Source organism: Isoptericola nanjingensis (genome assembly GCF_050311635.1).
GTDB lineage: Bacteria > Actinomycetota > Actinomycetes > Actinomycetales > Cellulomonadaceae > Isoptericola > Isoptericola nanjingensis.
The window spans coordinates 219,060-234,097 of the sequence record NZ_JBNOZL010000008.1; the positions used below are offsets into that span (position 1 = coordinate 219,060).

General features: G+C 74.7%; 19 protein-coding genes. 8 read left to right on the forward strand and 11 right to left on the reverse strand.

Features of this window, described 5'->3' with window-relative positions; genetic code table 11:
• The first annotated feature begins 84 nt into the window (after positions 1-84).
• The 6 genes from ACQP6G_RS17265 to ACQP6G_RS17290 all read left to right on the forward strand — a co-directional run bounded on the left by ACQP6G_RS17265 (position 85) and on the right by ACQP6G_RS17290 (position 4,091).
• On the forward strand, positions 85-1,158 hold the full coding sequence (locus ACQP6G_RS17265; protein WP_429766089.1) for an LLM class flavin-dependent oxidoreductase: 1,074 nt from the start codon (positions 85-87) through the stop codon (positions 1,156-1,158).
• A 102-nt stretch (positions 1,159-1,260) separates the two neighbouring features.
• A complete protein-coding gene (locus ACQP6G_RS17270) occupies positions 1,261-1,521 on the forward strand; it encodes a type II toxin-antitoxin system Phd/YefM family antitoxin (RefSeq protein ID WP_429766091.1) in 261 nt (86 codons plus the stop codon).
• Positions 1,518-1,943: a type II toxin-antitoxin system VapC family toxin gene (locus ACQP6G_RS17275; protein ID WP_429766092.1), complete on the forward strand. Its 426-nt coding sequence runs from the start codon at positions 1,518-1,520 to the stop codon at positions 1,941-1,943. The genes ACQP6G_RS17270 and ACQP6G_RS17275 overlap by 4 nt, the downstream gene beginning before the upstream one ends.
• Complete coding sequence (locus tag ACQP6G_RS17280; RefSeq protein ID WP_429766094.1) at positions 1,940-2,710, forward strand: MBL fold metallo-hydrolase; 771 nt, start codon at positions 1,940-1,942, stop codon at positions 2,708-2,710. Before ACQP6G_RS17275 ends, ACQP6G_RS17280 begins: the two co-directional genes overlap by 4 nt.
• A 56-nt stretch (positions 2,711-2,766) precedes the next feature.
• Positions 2,767-3,672: an LLM class flavin-dependent oxidoreductase gene (locus ACQP6G_RS17285; protein ID WP_429766096.1), complete on the forward strand. Its 906-nt coding sequence runs from the start codon at positions 2,767-2,769 to the stop codon at positions 3,670-3,672.
• Positions 3,673-3,707: 35 nt separating this feature from the next.
• The gene (locus ACQP6G_RS17290) at positions 3,708-4,091 is read left to right on the forward strand and encodes a VOC family protein (RefSeq protein WP_429766097.1); all 384 of its coding nucleotides are present in this window, start codon (positions 3,708-3,710) and stop codon (positions 4,089-4,091) included.
• Between the two features lies 1 nt (position 4,092).
• Here the strand turns inward: ACQP6G_RS17290 and ACQP6G_RS17295 are convergent, their stop codons facing one another.
• From ACQP6G_RS17295 to purS, 3 genes are read right to left on the reverse strand one after another with little or no spacing between them, the layout of a single operon-like run.
• Positions 4,093-4,617, reverse strand: coding sequence for a GNAT family N-acetyltransferase (locus ACQP6G_RS17295; protein WP_429766099.1), 525 nt, complete (start codon positions 4,615-4,617; stop codon positions 4,093-4,095).
• Complete coding sequence (gene purQ, locus ACQP6G_RS17300; RefSeq protein WP_429766101.1) at positions 4,614-5,333, reverse strand: phosphoribosylformylglycinamidine synthase subunit PurQ; 720 nt, start codon at positions 5,331-5,333, stop codon at positions 4,614-4,616. Before purQ ends, ACQP6G_RS17295 begins: the two co-directional genes overlap by 4 nt.
• The gene (purS, locus tag ACQP6G_RS17305) at positions 5,333-5,620 is read right to left on the reverse strand and encodes a phosphoribosylformylglycinamidine synthase subunit PurS (RefSeq protein WP_429766102.1); all 288 of its coding nucleotides are present in this window, start codon (positions 5,618-5,620) and stop codon (positions 5,333-5,335) included. The genes purQ and purS overlap by 1 nt, the downstream gene beginning before the upstream one ends.
• A gap of 232 nt (positions 5,621-5,852) precedes the next feature.
• Here purS and ACQP6G_RS17310 point away from each other — a divergent pair, with 232 nt between their 5' ends.
• Entirely contained in the window at positions 5,853-6,713 is an 861-nt protein-coding gene (locus tag ACQP6G_RS17310; protein WP_429766103.1) for a DUF4190 domain-containing protein, read from the forward strand.
• A gap of 22 nt (positions 6,714-6,735) precedes the next feature.
• On the opposite strand, the gene ACQP6G_RS17315 is transcribed toward ACQP6G_RS17310, so the two are convergent.
• From ACQP6G_RS17315 to ACQP6G_RS17345, 7 genes are all read right to left on the reverse strand, one after another.
• The gene (locus tag ACQP6G_RS17315) at positions 6,736-7,650 is read right to left on the reverse strand and encodes a phosphoribosylaminoimidazolesuccinocarboxamide synthase (protein WP_429766294.1); all 915 of its coding nucleotides are present in this window, start codon (positions 7,648-7,650) and stop codon (positions 6,736-6,738) included.
• 139 nt (positions 7,651-7,789) lie between these two features.
• Positions 7,790-9,070, reverse strand: coding sequence for a phosphoribosylamine--glycine ligase (purD, locus tag ACQP6G_RS17320; protein WP_429766105.1), 1,281 nt, complete (start codon positions 9,068-9,070; stop codon positions 7,790-7,792).
• 80 nt (positions 9,071-9,150) lie between these two features.
• Positions 9,151-9,615 (reverse strand): PPOX class F420-dependent oxidoreductase, encoded by a 465-nt coding sequence (locus tag ACQP6G_RS17325; protein ID WP_429766107.1) that lies wholly within the window; start codon positions 9,613-9,615, stop codon positions 9,151-9,153.
• Between the two features lie 19 nt (positions 9,616-9,634).
• The gene (locus tag ACQP6G_RS17330; RefSeq protein ID WP_429766109.1) at positions 9,635-10,054 is read right to left on the reverse strand and encodes a type 2 periplasmic-binding domain-containing protein; all 420 of its coding nucleotides are present in this window, start codon (positions 10,052-10,054) and stop codon (positions 9,635-9,637) included.
• Positions 9,979-10,359, reverse strand: a complete 381-nt coding sequence (locus ACQP6G_RS17335) for a transporter substrate-binding domain-containing protein (RefSeq protein ID WP_429766111.1) — start codon at positions 10,357-10,359, stop codon at positions 9,979-9,981. Before ACQP6G_RS17335 ends, ACQP6G_RS17330 begins: the two co-directional genes overlap by 76 nt.
• Positions 10,356-11,651 carry an adenylosuccinate synthase gene (locus ACQP6G_RS17340; protein WP_429766113.1) on the reverse strand — a complete coding sequence of 432 codons (1,296 nt, stop codon included), beginning with the start codon at positions 11,649-11,651 and terminating at the stop codon, positions 10,356-10,358. Before ACQP6G_RS17340 ends, ACQP6G_RS17335 begins: the two co-directional genes overlap by 4 nt.
• A gap of 121 nt (positions 11,652-11,772) precedes the next feature.
• A complete protein-coding gene (locus ACQP6G_RS17345; protein ID WP_429735554.1) occupies positions 11,773-12,135 on the reverse strand; it encodes an STAS domain-containing protein in 363 nt (120 codons plus the stop codon).
• 86 nt (positions 12,136-12,221) lie between these two features.
• Here ACQP6G_RS17345 and ACQP6G_RS17350 point away from each other — a divergent pair, with 86 nt between their 5' ends.
• Entirely contained in the window at positions 12,222-12,671 is a 450-nt protein-coding gene (locus ACQP6G_RS17350; protein ID WP_429766115.1) for a DUF3151 domain-containing protein, read from the forward strand.
• Positions 12,672-12,720: 49 nt separating this feature from the next.
• Here the strand turns inward: ACQP6G_RS17350 and ACQP6G_RS17355 are convergent, their stop codons facing one another.
• On the reverse strand, positions 12,721-14,919 hold the full coding sequence (locus tag ACQP6G_RS17355; protein WP_429766116.1) for an ATP-binding SpoIIE family protein phosphatase: 2,199 nt from the start codon (positions 14,917-14,919) through the stop codon (positions 12,721-12,723).
• Positions 14,920-15,038: the final 119 nt, after the last annotated feature.

A 15,038-nucleotide genomic window follows, 5' to 3' on the forward strand; every position in this document is an offset into this window, starting at 1 on the left:
CGCTGTTCGCTCCACGGAGAGCGCCGAACGAGCGCCCACCACGTCACGGAATAGGGCCCCGGGTCGCGCGGGTTGTCCCAGGCGATGAACGCCGACGCCCCCGCCCCCGCGCCCACGTCCCCCCGACTGTCCGTGCTGGACTTGGTCCCGGTCCGCACGGGCCAGTCCAGCCCGCAGGCGCTGGCCGCCTCGCTCGCGCTCGTGCGCCGGGCGGACGAGCTGGGCTTCGAGCGGTACTGGTTCGCCGAGCACCACAACATGCCCGCCGTGGCGGCCTCGACGCCGCCCGTCATGATCGCGGCGGCCGCCGCCGTCACGGAGCGCATCCGCGTCGGCTCGGGCGGGGTCATGCTGCCCAACCACGCGCCGCTCGTCGTGGCGGAGCAGTTCGCCGCGCTCGAGGCGCTGGCACCCGGACGGGTGGACCTCGGCCTCGGCCGCGCACCCGGTTCCGACCCGGTGGTCACCGCGCTGCTGCGCCAGTCCGGCCCGACGTCCGACGTCGAGCGGTTCCCGCAGCACGTGCGCGACATCCTCTCCCTCATGAGCCCCGACGGCGCGGCCCTGCGCCTCGGCGACGGCAACCTCTACGACGTGCACGCCACCCCCGCCGCCGACGGCACGCCGACGGTGTGGCTGCTCGGCTCCAGCGACTATTCCGCCCGCCTCGCCGCCGAGCTCGGCCTGCCGTACGTGTTCGCGAACCACTTCTCGGGCGCGGGCGTCGACCAGGTGCTCGCGCTCTACCGCGACGGCTACCGCCCCAGCCCCGCCCACCCGGAGCCGCAGACGTTCCTCACGGCGAACGTCGTCGTCGCGCCCACCGCCGTCGAGGCGCACGAGCGCGCCCTGCCGCAGCTCCGGTCGATGGCCCGGCTGCGCACCGGCAAGCCGATGGGCCGCGCGGAGACCGTCGAGCAGGCCGCCGCCGAGCCGCTCGACCCCATGGCGGAGCAGATCGTCGCCGACATGCGCGCCCGCTGGGTCGTCGGCGAGCCCCACCAGGCCGCCGCCCAGCTCCGCGAGCTCGCCGCCCGGCACGGCGTGGACGAGGTCATGGTCGTTCCCGTGGCCGGCTCCTACGAGTCCGAGCCGCTGGACGCCACGCCCGGCCGGGTCCGCACCCTCGAGCTGCTCGCCGAGGCGCTCGCCGCCTGACACGGGACGGCCGTCACGGCTCGTTCGAACCAGACAGAGGTGGAGTCCGCGGCCGCGTCGGACTACCCTGGACTTAGTCCACCCTGGTCCAGGAGGATCTCTGTGAAGACCGTCAACGTGCACGAGGCCAAGACCCACCTCTCCCGCCTCCTCGCGGAGGTCGAGGCGGGCGAGGAAGTCGTGATCGCGCGCGCGGGCCACCCGATCGCCCGCCTGGTCGGCACCGACCCCGCGGCTCGTCCCCGGCGAGAGCTCGGCCCGCTGCGCGGCCGGTTCACGATGCCCAACGACCTCGACCACTGGGCGCAGGACGAGGTGGCCGCTCTGTTCGAGGGTGACGACACGGCCGGCGGCGCCCGGTGAGGTACCTGCTCGACACCAACGTCCTCGTGTGGACGCTCGGCTTCCCCGAGCGGCTGCCCGACGACGTCGCGGAGATCCTCGCGGACCCGGAGCCGGAGATCTGGTTCAGCGCCGTCAACATCTGGGAGATCGGCATCAAGTCCGCCCTGGGCCGCGCCGACTTCGACCTCGACCCCCACGTCGCCCGCGCGACCACCCTGGCTCTCGGCTTCGTGGAGCTCGCCGTCGACGGGGCCCACGCCGTGACGGCGGCACGCCTGCCCGCCGTCCACCGGGACCCGTTCGACCGGATGCTGGTGGCGCAGGCGATCATGACGGGCTCGACCCTGCTCACCAGCGACGCCACCGTCGCGGCGTACCAGGGGCCCGTCCGCCACGTCGGTCGCCGCGCGGACGGACCCGAGAGAGGACCCGCCCGATGACCCACGTCACCGTCGTCCGCGCGGACAACCCCGGCCCGATGACGCTGGACGGCACGCGCTCGTACGTGCTGCGCGCGCCGGGCTCGTCGTCGTGCGTGGTCGTGGACCCGGGCCCTGACGACGAGCGGCACCTCGCCACCCTGGCCGAGGCGGGCCCGGTGGACCTGGTGCTGGTCACGCACCGGCACGCCGACCACACGGCCGGCTCGGCGCGCCTGCGCGCGCTGACCGGCGCCCCGGTCCGCGCCGTCGACCCGCAGCACTGCCACGGCGGCGAGCCGCTGCGCGGCGGCGAGACGATCGACGCGGCCGGCCTCCGGGTCGACGTCCTCGCGACGCCGGGGCACACCGCCGACTCCGTGTCGTTCGTCGTGGCGGCGCCGGGCCCGTCCGGGACGAGCGAGCCCGTGGTGCTCACGGGCGACACGGTGCTCGGGCAGGGCACCACGGTGATCGCCGAGCCGGACGGGTCCCTGCGGGACTACCTCGCCAGCCTGGACGCGCTGGAACGGGTGGGCGACGGCCGGGTCGGCCTGCCGGGGCACGGACCCGGGATCGAGGATCTTGGCGACGCCGTGCGGGTCTACCGGCGTCACCGCCTGGAGCGGCTGGACCAGGCGCGGTCCGCGCTCGCGACGCTCGGCCCGACGGCGGACGCCGACGCGGTCGTGGCGCACGTGTACGCCGACGTGGACCCGTCGGTGCGCCGCGCGGCGCGGCAGTCCGTCGTCGCGCAGCTCGCGTACCTGCAGGACGATCCCGCCTGACCGGTGCGGCCCGGCGGGACCGGGCGGGTGTCGGTGTCCCGCGGCACGATGGCGTGATGACGGTCACGCCTGCCCCGGAAGCCCGCCCCGCCGTCCGCCTCGGCGTCGCCTTCGTCCCGACGATGAAGCCCGAGTCGCTGCGGTCCCTCGCCACCTCCGTCGAGGCCGCCGGCCTGGACGACCTGTGGGTGTGGGAGGACTGCTTCAAGCAGAGCGGCGTCGCGTCGGCCGCGGCCGCGCTCGCCTGGACCGAGCGGGTCCGGGTCGGGATCGGCCTGATGCCCGCGCCGCTGCGCAGCACGGCGGTCACGGCGATGGAGGTCGCCACGCTCGGGCGCATGTTCCCCGGCCGGTTCGTGCCGGCCGTCGGCCACGGCGTGCAGGAGTGGATGGAGCGGGCCGGGGTACGGGCGAAGTCGCCGCTCACCCTGCTGCGCGAGCACACCGAGGCGCTCCGTGCCCTGCTCGCCGGCGAGGAGGTGACGACGTCGGGGCGCTACGTGACCCTCGACCAGGTCCGTCTCGACTGGCCCGCGCCGGAGGTCCCGCTGGTGCTCGGTGGCGTCGGGCCCCGCTCCCTCGCCCTGGCGGGCGAGCTGGGCGACGGCGTGATCCTCGCCAACGCGCTCACGCCCGACGACGTGCGCGCCGCCGCGGAGACCGCCGGCGCCGCCGCGCAGGCCGCGGGCCGGCCCGCGCCGGGCATGTACGCGACACTCATCGCCGCGACGGGCGACCGCGCGCAGCAGCGGCTCGACGCGGAGCTCCCCCTGTGGGGCGCGGCGCCCGGGGCCGGTGTCGGCGCGGCCGGCGACGCCCGCACCATCGCCGACGCCGTGCTCCGGCTCGCCGCCGCCGGCGCCTCCGCCGTCTCCGTGCAACCCACGGCCGACGAACCCGACCTCGCCGGTTTCGTCGAGCTGCTCGGCCGCGAGGTGCGGCCACTGCTCGACCAGGCATGACCCACCCAGGGCAGGACCCACCCGAGGAGCAGACCATGGACTGGAAGATCGAGCTGATCCACGTGCCCGTGAGCGACGTGGACCGGGCGAAGGAGTTCTACGAGCGCGTCGGCTTCCACCCCGACCACGACCAGGTGGTGAACGACGACCTGCGGTTCGTGCAGATGACGCCGCCAGGCTCGGCGTGCTCCATCGCGTTCGGCACGGGGCTGGGCGGCTCGCTGCAGCCGGGCCAGCTGGACGCGATCCAGGTGGTGGTGCCCGACGCGGACGAGGCGCTGGCACACCTGCGCGGCGCCGGGATCGAGGCACAGGGGGTGGACGACCAGCCGTGGGGCCGGTTCGTCACGTTCGCCGACCCGGACGGCAACTCCTGGACGCTGCAGCAGCTGCCCGCGTGGTCCGCGAACGCGGGCTGAGTCAGAGCCGCTTGCCGTAGCAGCGCTGCTGCTCTAACCCGGCGTGGTCGCCGAACGACTCGATCGGCTCGTAGCCGATGGCCTCGTACAGCGCGATCGCCTCGGGCTGCGCGGTGCCGGTCTCGAGCACGAACCGGCGGAAGCCGACCTGACGGGCGGCGCGCTCCAGCTCGGCCATCAGCCGCCGCGCGACGCCGCGCCCGCGGGCGTCGCCGTCCACGTACAGGCGCTTGACCTCACCGGTCGCGGCCGGGTGCGCCGTGCCGCGGCCGCGCCGGTCGTCCGTGCCGGAGACGTCGCGCACCGCGGCGGTACCGACGGGGCGGCCGTCCAGCCGGGCGACGAGCGTGACGACGATCGACCGCGGGTCGATCGTCGGCGCCTCGTCCTCGCCGCCGTACCGCACGGCCATCTCGGCCTCCTGCGCGGCGCGCAGCCCCGCGGCAGCGGGGTCGTCCCACGCCACGGCGTCGACCGTCAGGCCCTCGGGCCCGACGGTCGACGGGAGGACCGTGGTGGCGGTCATGCCGAGACGAGCGAGGCCAGCACCGACGTGAAGAAGCCGAGGCCGTCCGTGCCGGAGCGCGGGCCGGCCTCGCCGTCCGGACCGAACCCGGCCTCGACGGCGTGCTCCGGGTGCGGCATGAGGCCGACCACGTTGCCGCGCTCGTTGGTGATGCCCGCGATGTCACGACGCGAGCCGTTCGGGTTCCAGCCCTGGTAGCGGAACACGACGCGGCCCTCGCCCTCGAGCTCGTCGAGGGTGCGGTCGTCGGCCACGAACTGGCCGTCCTGGTTCTTCAGCGGGATGGTGATGTGCTGACCGGGTCGGTACTGGTTGGTCCAGGCCGTCGACGTGTTCTCGACCGACAGCACCTGCTCGCGGCACACGAAGTGCAGGTGGTCGTTCTTCACCATCGAACCGGGCAGCAGGTGCGCCTCGGTCAGCACCTGGAAGCCGTTGCAGATACCGAGCACCGGCATGCCGCCCTTGGCGGCGTCCACCACGGCGTCCATGGCGGGCGCGAAGCGCGAGATGGCGCCGGCGCGCAGGTAGTCGCCGTACGAGAACCCGCCGGGCAGGACGACGGCGTCGACACCCTGGAGGTCGCCGTCGGCGTGCCACAGCGACACGGGCTCCCCGCCCGCGAGCCGCACCGCGCGGAAGGCGTCCCGGTCGTCGAGCGTGCCGGGGAAGGTGATGACGCCGATCCGCGCGGAGGCGAGGGTGGCGGCCGACATCAGGCCACGCCCTCGGACGTGATCGTCCCAGCGGCGTCCGTCGCGGCGTCCGCCACGCGCACGACGTCCTCGATGACGGGGTTGGACAGCAGCGTCTCGGCGGCCTGCTGGGCGGCGGCGAGCACCTCGGGCGTGACGTCGCCGTCCACCTCGAGCTCGAACCGCTTGCCCTGGCGCACCCCGCTGAACTGGGTGAAGCCGAGGCGGGGCAGTGCCCCCACGACGGCCTTGCCCTGGGGGTCCAGGATCTCGGGCTTGGGCATGACCTCGACGACGACGCGTCCCACGGGTGCTCCTTGGATCGTGACCGGTAGCTGGCCGGGTGGTCCAGCGGCCGCCGCTCCGGGATCCCGGCACGGGCGGCGCCGCGGAGGCGCGCGCGTGGGGGCGGGAGCACGACGGCGGGATTCCGCGACGAGTCTACCGCCCGCGCGCTAGCCTTCTGACGCCGCGGGGCGCAGCCGGACGACGGCGCCGTCGATGCCGCGTCATCCACCATCGCACCGACCCCGAGGAAGCATGTCCGCACCCACCCCTCCGCCCTCCGGCGGCACGCCCGACCCGTACGCCACGCCCGACGCCGGCGCGACGCCCTCGCCGGAGCCCGCCCCGACCGAGCCGCCGGCGCCGTACGCCCAGCCCGGCTCGCCCGCCCCGGGGTCGCCGTACGACCAGCAGGGCCCGTACGGCGGCCGGCCGACCCCGTACGCGCAGCCCGCGCCCTACGGCGCGCCGTCCCCGTACGGGCAGCCCGCGCCGGGGACGGACGGGCTCTCGATCGCCGCGCTGATCACCGGCATCCTCGGCATCAGCCCCGTCGCGCTGGGCCTCGGCATCGCGGGGATGCGGCGCACCCGGCGTACGGGACAGAGCGGCCGTGGCCTGGCGATCGCCGGCGTCGTGCTCGGCGCACTCGGGATCCTCGGCTGGCTCCTGGTCGTCGGGCTGGTCGTCCTGGCGGCGACGAACGACGAGTTCCAGGAGGGGTTCAGCCAGGGCTTCGAGGAGTCGTACGCCGAACGCACCGGGGCGAACCTGAACCTGGGCGACTGCTTCGAGCTGCCGGCCGACGCCACCGACCTCACCGGCATCGTCGCGGTCGACTGCACGTCGCCGCACGGGGCGGAGCTGGTGGGCGTCGACGAGCTGACGGACGCCGAGTACCCGGGCGAGGACTCCGTCGTCGCCACCACCGAGGACTTCTGCTTCGAGGAGTTCGCCGACTACGTCGGCACGGACTACGACGCGTCCGGCCTCGACATGATGTACCTCTACCCCACCGAGGCGTCGTGGACGTTCGGCGACCGGCGCCTCATGTGCTGGGCGCAGAACCCGGACGGCTCGCCGCTGGAGGCCAGCGTCCAGGGCTCCGGCCTCTGACCCGCCGACCCGCGGGGGCGCCTCAGCGCAGGGGCGCCCCCGTCAGCCGCTCGTACGCCTCGAGGTAGCGGTCGCGGGTGCGCTCGACGACCTCGGACGGCAGCACGGGCGGCGGCACGTCGGACGCGCGGTCCCAGCCGGAGGCGGGGGACGTCAGCCAGTCGCGCACGATCTGCTTGTCGAAGCTCGGCTGCGAGCGGCCCGGCTCCCACTCGTCGGCGGGCCAGAACCGCGACGAGTCGGGCGTGAGCACCTCGTCGCCGAGCACGGTCGCCCCGGTCGCCGGGTCGACGCCGAACTCCAGCTTGGTGTCCGCGAGGATCACGCCGCGCTCGCGCGCGATCTCCTCGGCGCGGGCGTAGACGGCGAGCGTGAGGTCCCGCAGGCGCGTGGCGGCGTCGTCGCCGATCCGGCGCGCCACCTCCTCGAACGGCACGTTCGCGTCGTGCTCCCCCACCTCGGCCTTGGTGGCGGGGGTGAAGATCGGCTCCGGCAGGCGCGAGCCGTCGACCAGGCCGGCCGGCAGCGGGATGCCCGTGACCTCGCCGGACGCGCGGTACTCGGCCAGGCCGGAGCCGGTGAGGTAGCCGCGCGCGACGCACTCGACGGGGAACATCTCGAGCCGGCGGCAGATCATCGCGCGGCCGGCGACGACGTCGGGCACGAGGCCGTCGCCCGGCTCGGCGCTCGCCTCGGTGGACACGACGTGGTTGTCCACGACGTCCGCGAGCTGCTCGAACCACCACAGGCTGAGCTGCGTGAGCACCACGCCCTTGTCCGGGATGCCGGGGGTGAGCACGTGGTCGTGCGCCGAGAGGCGGTCGGACGCGACGACGAGGACGACGTCGCCCAGCGGGTGCACGCCGCCCAGCGCCGGCAGGTCCGGCTCGTACAGGTCGCGGACCTTGCCGGAGTAGACGTGCCGCCACCCCGGCAGGTCGAGCGGTCCCCCGGTGAATGCGTCGTTCTGGTCGGCACCGGGCTGGTCGACATCGTGCGTCTCGGTCACGACGCACAGTCTCTCACCGCGCCGCGGGGCGGCGTCGAGCGTCTCGCACGACGTCGGGAGGCAGCCGTCAGGGGACGGCGACCTCGCCGCGCTCGGCCTTCAGCGCGATGTCGCTGCGGTGGTGGGAGCCGTCCAGCGCGATCTTCTCGACCCCGGCGTAGGACGCCGCCCGGGCGGCCGCGAGGTCCGCGCCCCGGCCGACGACGGACAGCACGCGTCCCCCGGCGGACACCAGCGCGCCGTCGACGACGGCGGTGCCGGCGTGCAGCACGTGCACGTCGTCCAGCGCCTCGGCGTCGGCGATGCCGGTGATCGGGTCGCCCTTGCGCGGCGACTCGGGGTAGCCCTGGGAGGCGACGACGACGTTCACCACGGCGTCGTCCGACCAGCGCAGCGGCTCGATGCCGTCGAGGCGGCCGGTGGCGGCGGCGAGCAGCACGCCCGACAGCGGGGTGCGCAGCCGCGCGAGCACGGCCTGGATCTCCGGGTCGCCGAAGCGGGCGTTGAACTCCACCACGCGGGTGCCGCGGGAGGTCAGCGCCAGCCCCACGTAGAGGACGCCGGAGAACGGGGTGCCGCGGCGGGCCATCTCGTCCGCGGTGGGCTGCGCGATCCGGTCGACCACCTCGGCCACGAGGCCCGACGGCGCCCAGTCGAGCGGCGTGTACGCGCCCATGCCGCCCGTGTTGGGGCCGGCGTCGTCGTCGCCCACCCGCTTGAAGTCCTGCGCGGGGACCATCGGCACGACCGTGGCGCCGTCGCACAGGCAGAACAGCGAGACCTCCGGGCCGTCGAGGTACTCCTCGACCACCACGGTGCCGTCGTCGCCGCGGGCCTGGAGCGCCTCGCGGGCGTGCGCGAGGGCGGCGTCCCGGTCCGACGTCACGACGACGCCCTTGCCGGCGGCGAGCCCGTCGTCCTTGACGACGTAGGGGGCGCCGAAGGCGTCGAGCGCGTCGGCGACCTGCTCGACGGTGGTGCACACGTGCGCCATCGCGGTCGGCACGTTCGCGGCGGCCATGACGTCCTTCGCGAACGCCTTCGACCCCTCGAGCCGGGCCGCCTCGGCCGACGGCCCGAAGACGGGGGTCCCGGCCTCGCGGACCGCGTCGGCCACCCCGGCCACGAGGGGAGCCTCGGGCCCGACGACGACCAGGTCGACGCCGAGCGTCCGGGCGAGGGCGGCGACGGCCCGGCCGTCGTTCGGGTCCACCGGGTGCAGCGCGGCCTGCGCGGACATGCCGGGGTTGCCCGGCGCGGCGTGCAGCTCGTGCGCGGTCTCCTCCGACGCGAGGGCGTGGACGATGGCGTGCTCGCGGGCGCCGGTCCCGACGACAAGGATCTTCACGGGCGACCATGCTAACGACCCCCGCGACGGGGGTGCCGTGGCGTCCGCGGACGCCGTGCCCGCGAGCCGCGCCGGGCCGCTCAGGGCTGCGGCAGGCGGGCCATCCCGTAGACGCGGTCGACGCGCAGGCGCAGCACCTGGCGACGGTCTGCCACCATCGCCTGCCGGAACTCCTCCCAGTCGGGATGCTCCTGGCGGGCGGCGACGCGGAACGTCTCGACGAGCTCGTCCGCGGCGGCGTCGTGGGCGTCGGTCGCCACGTCGCTCAGCTCCGCCGTGCCGTCGAGGACGGCATAGCTCCAGAAGTCCGGGGCGCTCACGTGCAGCGAGACGCGGGGGTCGCGCGCGGCGTTGCGGGTCTTGGCGCGGTCCGCGGTCACGGACACGCGCGCCGTCCGCGTCTCCTCGTCCCACGCGTAGAGCACGTTGGACAGCTGGGGGCGGCCCGCGCGCCGCAGGGTCGTGAGGACACCCTTGTTGCCGTCCGCCACAAGGGCGAGCAGGGCGCGCTGGTCGTCCGTCTCGGTCGTTCCCGACGTCGTCATGCCGGGACAACCCGCCAGGTCAGGCCGTTGTTCCCCCGGGCACGGTGGCGTCCTGCCCCGACCGGGCGAGCGACTCCGCGACGAAGCCGTCGGCGGTCAGCTCGGCGACGACGTCGCGCAGCCACGCGACGGCGACGGGGTCGCGGTCGCGGCCGGTGGCGACGGCCTGCCGGATCTCGGTGAACCGCGGCTCGACCACGCGCAGCCCGGGGTGCTCGGCGACGTACCGGGTCAGCGGCTGCCGGATGCCGGCCGCCACCTCCAGGCCGTGCTCCTCGAAGGCGACGGTGCCGTCGGCCCCGCGCACCACCTCCGCGCGCCGGAGCGTGCGCGTGAGGTACAGGTCGTACGCCGAGCCCTGCTTCACCCCGACGCGCACGCCCGGTCGGTCGACGTCCTCGGCCGCGCGGACGCGCGAGCCCTCCGGCACGGCGAACACGCCCCCTCGATCAGCACGTACGGCGCGGTAAACGCGACCTGCTCGGCGCGCTCCGGCTCCACAGCGAGGAAGCCGACGTCGGCCCGGCCGTCGGCGACCGCCGCGAACGAGTGCCGCGCCGCGTCGACGCACTCCAGCACTCCCTCGACGCCGAGGCGCCGGGCCAGCTCGCGGGCGAGGTCGACGGTCACCCCGGACGGGTGCTGGCGCGTGCCCTGCGCCAGCACCGGGTTGCCGAGGTTGACGACCGCGCGCAGCACGCCCGTGGGGGCGAGCGCGTCGACGACCTGGCCCGTCGCCGTCATGCCCGGGCGTGGATCAGGTCGTGCACCGGGATGATCTCGTCACGCCGCGGGCCGACGCCCACCGCGGAGATGCGGCAGCCGGACAGCTCCTCGAGCCGGGCGAGGTACGCCTGCGCGTTGGCCGGCAGGTCCTCGATGGTGCGGGCGTGCGAGATGTCCTCCCACCAGCCCGGCATCTCCTCGTAGATCGGCTTCGCGTGGTGGAACGCGGACTGGTCGTCGGGCATCTCGTCGTAGCGGGTGCCGTCCACGTCGTAGGCCACGCAGACCGGCACCTTCTCCAGGCCCGTGAGCACGTCCAGCTTCGTCACCACGAGGTCCGTGAGGCCGTTGATGCGCGACGCGTAGCGCGCGATGACGGAGTCGTACCAGCCGCAGCGGCGCGCGCGGCCGGTCGTGACGCCGTACTCACCGCCCGTCTTGAGCAGGTACTCGCCCATGTCGTCGAACAGCTCGGTGGGGAACGGGCCCTCGCCGACGCGCGTCGTGTACGCCTTGATGACGCCGATGACGGAGTCCACGCGGGTGGGCCCGATGCCCGAGCCGGTCACCGCGCCGCCGGCGGTCGCGCTCGACGACGTGACGAACGGGTAGGTGCCGTGGTCGATGTCGAGCATGGTGGCCTGGCCGGCCTCGAACAGCACGTTCTTGCCCGCGTCGAGCGCCTGGTTGAGCACGAGCGGCGTGTTCGCGACCATCGGCTTGAGACGCTCGGCGTGCGCCAGCAGCTCGTCGACGGTCTCGTCGATCTCCACGGCGCGGCGGTTGTAGACCTTCACCAGCAGGTGGTTCTTCTGGTCGAGGGAGCCCTCGACCTTCTCCCGCAGGATCTTGGGGTCGAACAGGTCGCCGATGCGGATGCCGACCCGGTTGATCTTGTCCGCGTACGCCGGCCCGATGCCGCGGCCCGTGGTGCCGATGCGGCGCTTGCCGAGGAAGCGCTCGGTGACCTTGTCGAGCGTGCGGTGGTAGCCGGCGATGACGTGCGCCTGGCTCGAGACCAGCAGGCGGGAGACGTCCACGCCCCGCGCGATGAGGTCGTCCAGCTCCTCGAACAGCACGTCGATGTCGACCACCACGCCGTTGCCGATGACGGGGACGACGCCGGGCGACAGGATGCCGGAGGGCAGCAGGTGCAGGGCGTACTTCTCGTCGCCGATGACGACGGTGTGCCCCGCGTTGTTGCCGCCGTTGAACTTCACGACGTAGTCGACCCGGGACCCGAGCAGGTCCGTGGCCTTCCCCTTGCCCTCATCGCCCCACTGGGCACCGACGAGCACCACGGCTGGCATGAAATCTCCTCGCGTCGACGAGGCCCGGCGTGTTCACCCACGTCACCTGAGGAGGCGGGCCTCCTGGTCCGGGCCGCGCCCGAGTTTACCCGCCCGTGACCTGCCCGTCGGTCCGGCGCGCTCAGCCGGCCGGGTGGTGCGTCGCGGGGGTGGACGGCGCGGGCGCCGACTCGCAGCGGTGGTCGCGGTCGATGCGGAACAGGTCGAGGGCCCCGCACACCTCCAGCACGAACAGGTCGCGCTCGTCCGCGCCGCGCAGCACGGTGGCACCGCCGCGCTTGCGCCCGGCGTCCGCGAGGGAGATGAGGAAGGCGGCCCCGGTCGAGTCCATGAACGTGACGCGGCACATGTCGATCACCAGCAGCTGGCGCCGCAGCCCGACCACCCGGGTGGCGATCTCCGGGAACTGGTCACGTTCCGCGAGGTCGAGGTCACCGGCGATCACGAGCGTCGTCGTCGTCGAAGACGTCGCGATCTCGATCATGGAGCGAGCGTACCCGCGACCGGCCCCGCGCGGCGCCCGAGGCGTCGATCTGTGGAGCGGGCGGGAGTCGGGCCAGAATGGGCGTCATGACCTCCCCTGTGGACGACCTGCTCGCCGGCCCGCCCCCGACCCGCCTGCCCGACGACCACCCCGAGGTGCGCGACGGCCTGGACACCGGGGAGGACCCGGCCCGGCTGGCCGCCGACCACCCCGCGTCGTCCCTCGCCTGGGCCGTGCTCGCCGAGGCCACGCTCGACGCCGCGGGCGACGCGCCCACCGCCGCCCGGTCCGTGACGGCGTACGCGTACGCGCGCACCGGCTACCACCGCGGCCTCGACGCCCTGCGTCGAGCGGGCTGGCGCGGCCAGGGCCCGATCCCCGCCGACCACGAGCCCAACCAGGGGTTCCTGCGCGCGCTCGCCGCGCTGTCCGAGGCGGCCGCGCAGATCGGCGAGGCCGACGAGGCGGAGCGCTGCGCGCAGTTCCTGCGCGACTCCGGCACCTCGCCGGAAGAGGTCCGCGCGCTCGTGGGTTGAGCTGTTCGAGACACGCACGGTCTCGAACAGGCTCGACCGACGGACGAGGTCAGCCGGGCGCGACGGCGTTCGCGTGCAGCTTGGCCCACACGAGCTTGCCGGAGCCGGCGGGCCGCCAGCCCCAGTCGGCGAGCCGCTCGACGATCTGCATCCCGAACCCGCCCACGCGGTTGGGGTGGCCGTCGGTGGTGACGGGCGGCGCGGGGTTGGAGTCCTCCACCTCGATCCGCAGCCCGTCGCCGGTGTCGAAGAGGCGCAGCGCGATGTTGCCCCAGCCGTGCAGCACGCCGTTGGCGACGAGCTCGGAGACGACCAGCTCCGCCGACGCGGACTCCGGCAGGCCCCAGGCCTGGCAGGTGCGCAGCACGGCGTGCCGGGCCCGGCCGATGGACGCCGGCTCGCTGGGCAGCAGCCACCGCCGCGACCGCGGGCTGAGCGGCTGGACCTGCGCGTCGGCGACCGGGTCGGGCACGCGCACGACGACGAGCGCGACGTCGTCCTCGGGCGCGTCGGCGAGCCGGGACAGCAGCTCCTCCCCCACCCCGGCGGCGTCGCGGGCGGTGATGCGGGCCGACGTCTCGACGAGGGCGTCGAGCCCGACCTTGAGCGACCGGTCGCGGCGCTCGATCAGGCCGTCGGTGTAGAAGAGGAGCACGTCGCCGCGGCGCAGCTCGGCCTGCCCGGTGGTGCGCGGCTTCGACCCGAAGCCGACCAGGGAGCCGGCGCCGCCCGCGAGCTGGGTGACCTTGCCGTCGCGCAGCAGCAGGGGCGGCAGGTGGCCGGCGCGCGTGTACTGCACGGTCCACGCGTCGCCGTCCTGCTGGTGCTTGAGGGTGGCGTAGACCATCGATGCCGACCGCGGGATGCGCATCCCCGTGACGAGCTGGTCCACCCGGTCCACGACGATCCCGGGCGTGGCGAGCTCGAACGCGTACGACCGCACCACGGACCGCAGCTGCCCCATGGCCGCCGCGGCCTCGACGTCGTGCCCGACGACGTCGCCGACCACCAACCCGACGGTGCCCTCGTTGATCTGCAGCACGTCGTACCAGTCGCCGCCCACCTGGGCGTGCTCGGCGTTGGGCGCGTAGTAGGTCCACACGTCGAGCCCGGACACGTCGGCCTGCTCGGGCAGCATGGCGCGCTGCAGCGCCTCGGCGAGCCGGTGCTCGCGCGCGTACAGGCGCGCGTTGTCGATGGCGGTGCCCGCCCGGCGCGCCACCACCTCGATCACGGTGTGCACGTGCTGCGGCTCGCCCGGACCGGGCCGGACCTCCTCGGTGACCGTGCCGTCGGGCGCCACCCCCACGCCGTGCCAGGTGGCGAGCAACCCCAGCACGCGGCGGCGCCCCGCCACCGCGTGCACGACGACGGCGCGCGGCAGCGCCCCGGTCTCCTCGACCACGCGACGCAGCAGGTCGCGGCGCAGCCACCCGGAGGCGGAGTGCGCCGGGAAGCCCGCCCCCAGACGGAGCATCACCGGTCCCTCGACGACCCCCTCGAGCAGGTCCTGCACCTCGTCCCGCACCGGCTCGCGGGCCTCGCCGTCGGCGGGCGGGTCCGGCCGTTCCCCGGAGGCGTCGTCGGGCAGCTCGGGCACGTACCGGGCGTGCCGGCGACCGCGGCCGCTCGGCGGCGACGCGACGTCCACGCCGTCGGCGAAGACGAGCCCGTCGTCGTTGACGTAGAAGCCGGCCCAGGGGACGAGCGCGCGCAGCAGGTCGGCGATGTCGCGCAGCGCGTACGGGTACTCGAGGTCGCCGAGCAGCTCCGTGGTCTGGGCGATGAGGTCGAGGTCCGCGCGCTCGCGGCGCTCCACCTCGAGGGAGGCGAGCTGGTTGGCCTGCCGCTCGACGTGCGTCGACACGTCCGTGGCGGTGCCGAACCAGTGCTCGGCCGGCCCCCGTCCGCCCGGCACCGGCGACATCGTGATCTGCCACCAGGTGGCGCGGCCGTCCACGAGCCGCCCGCTCACCATGCGGGTGGTGGGCCGCCCGGCGCGCAGGTCGCCCTGGCTGCGCTCGCGCTCCGCGTCGTCGTCCACGAGCTCCAGGAGCGGGTGCCTGCCCAGGACGGCGAGGTCGTTGACGCCGATCCCGGACTCCCGTGCGAAGGCGTCGTTGATCCACAGGACGGGCATCCCGTCCTCCCAGGCGCCGGTGACGAACGCGGGGATGACGGCGGCCGCGATCGCCCCGTCGAGAAATCCGTCCGGGAGGGGCGGCACAGGACCGGATGATTCGGTCATAATGCCTCCACTGCCGAGATTCCCCGCCCTGGTTGGTGTTCTTGCTGGTCATTCAACCGTAGATTGGTGTCCGCCGAGACTCGAGGTGAACGCCCCGCGCGTGGAAGGAGCACCGTGCA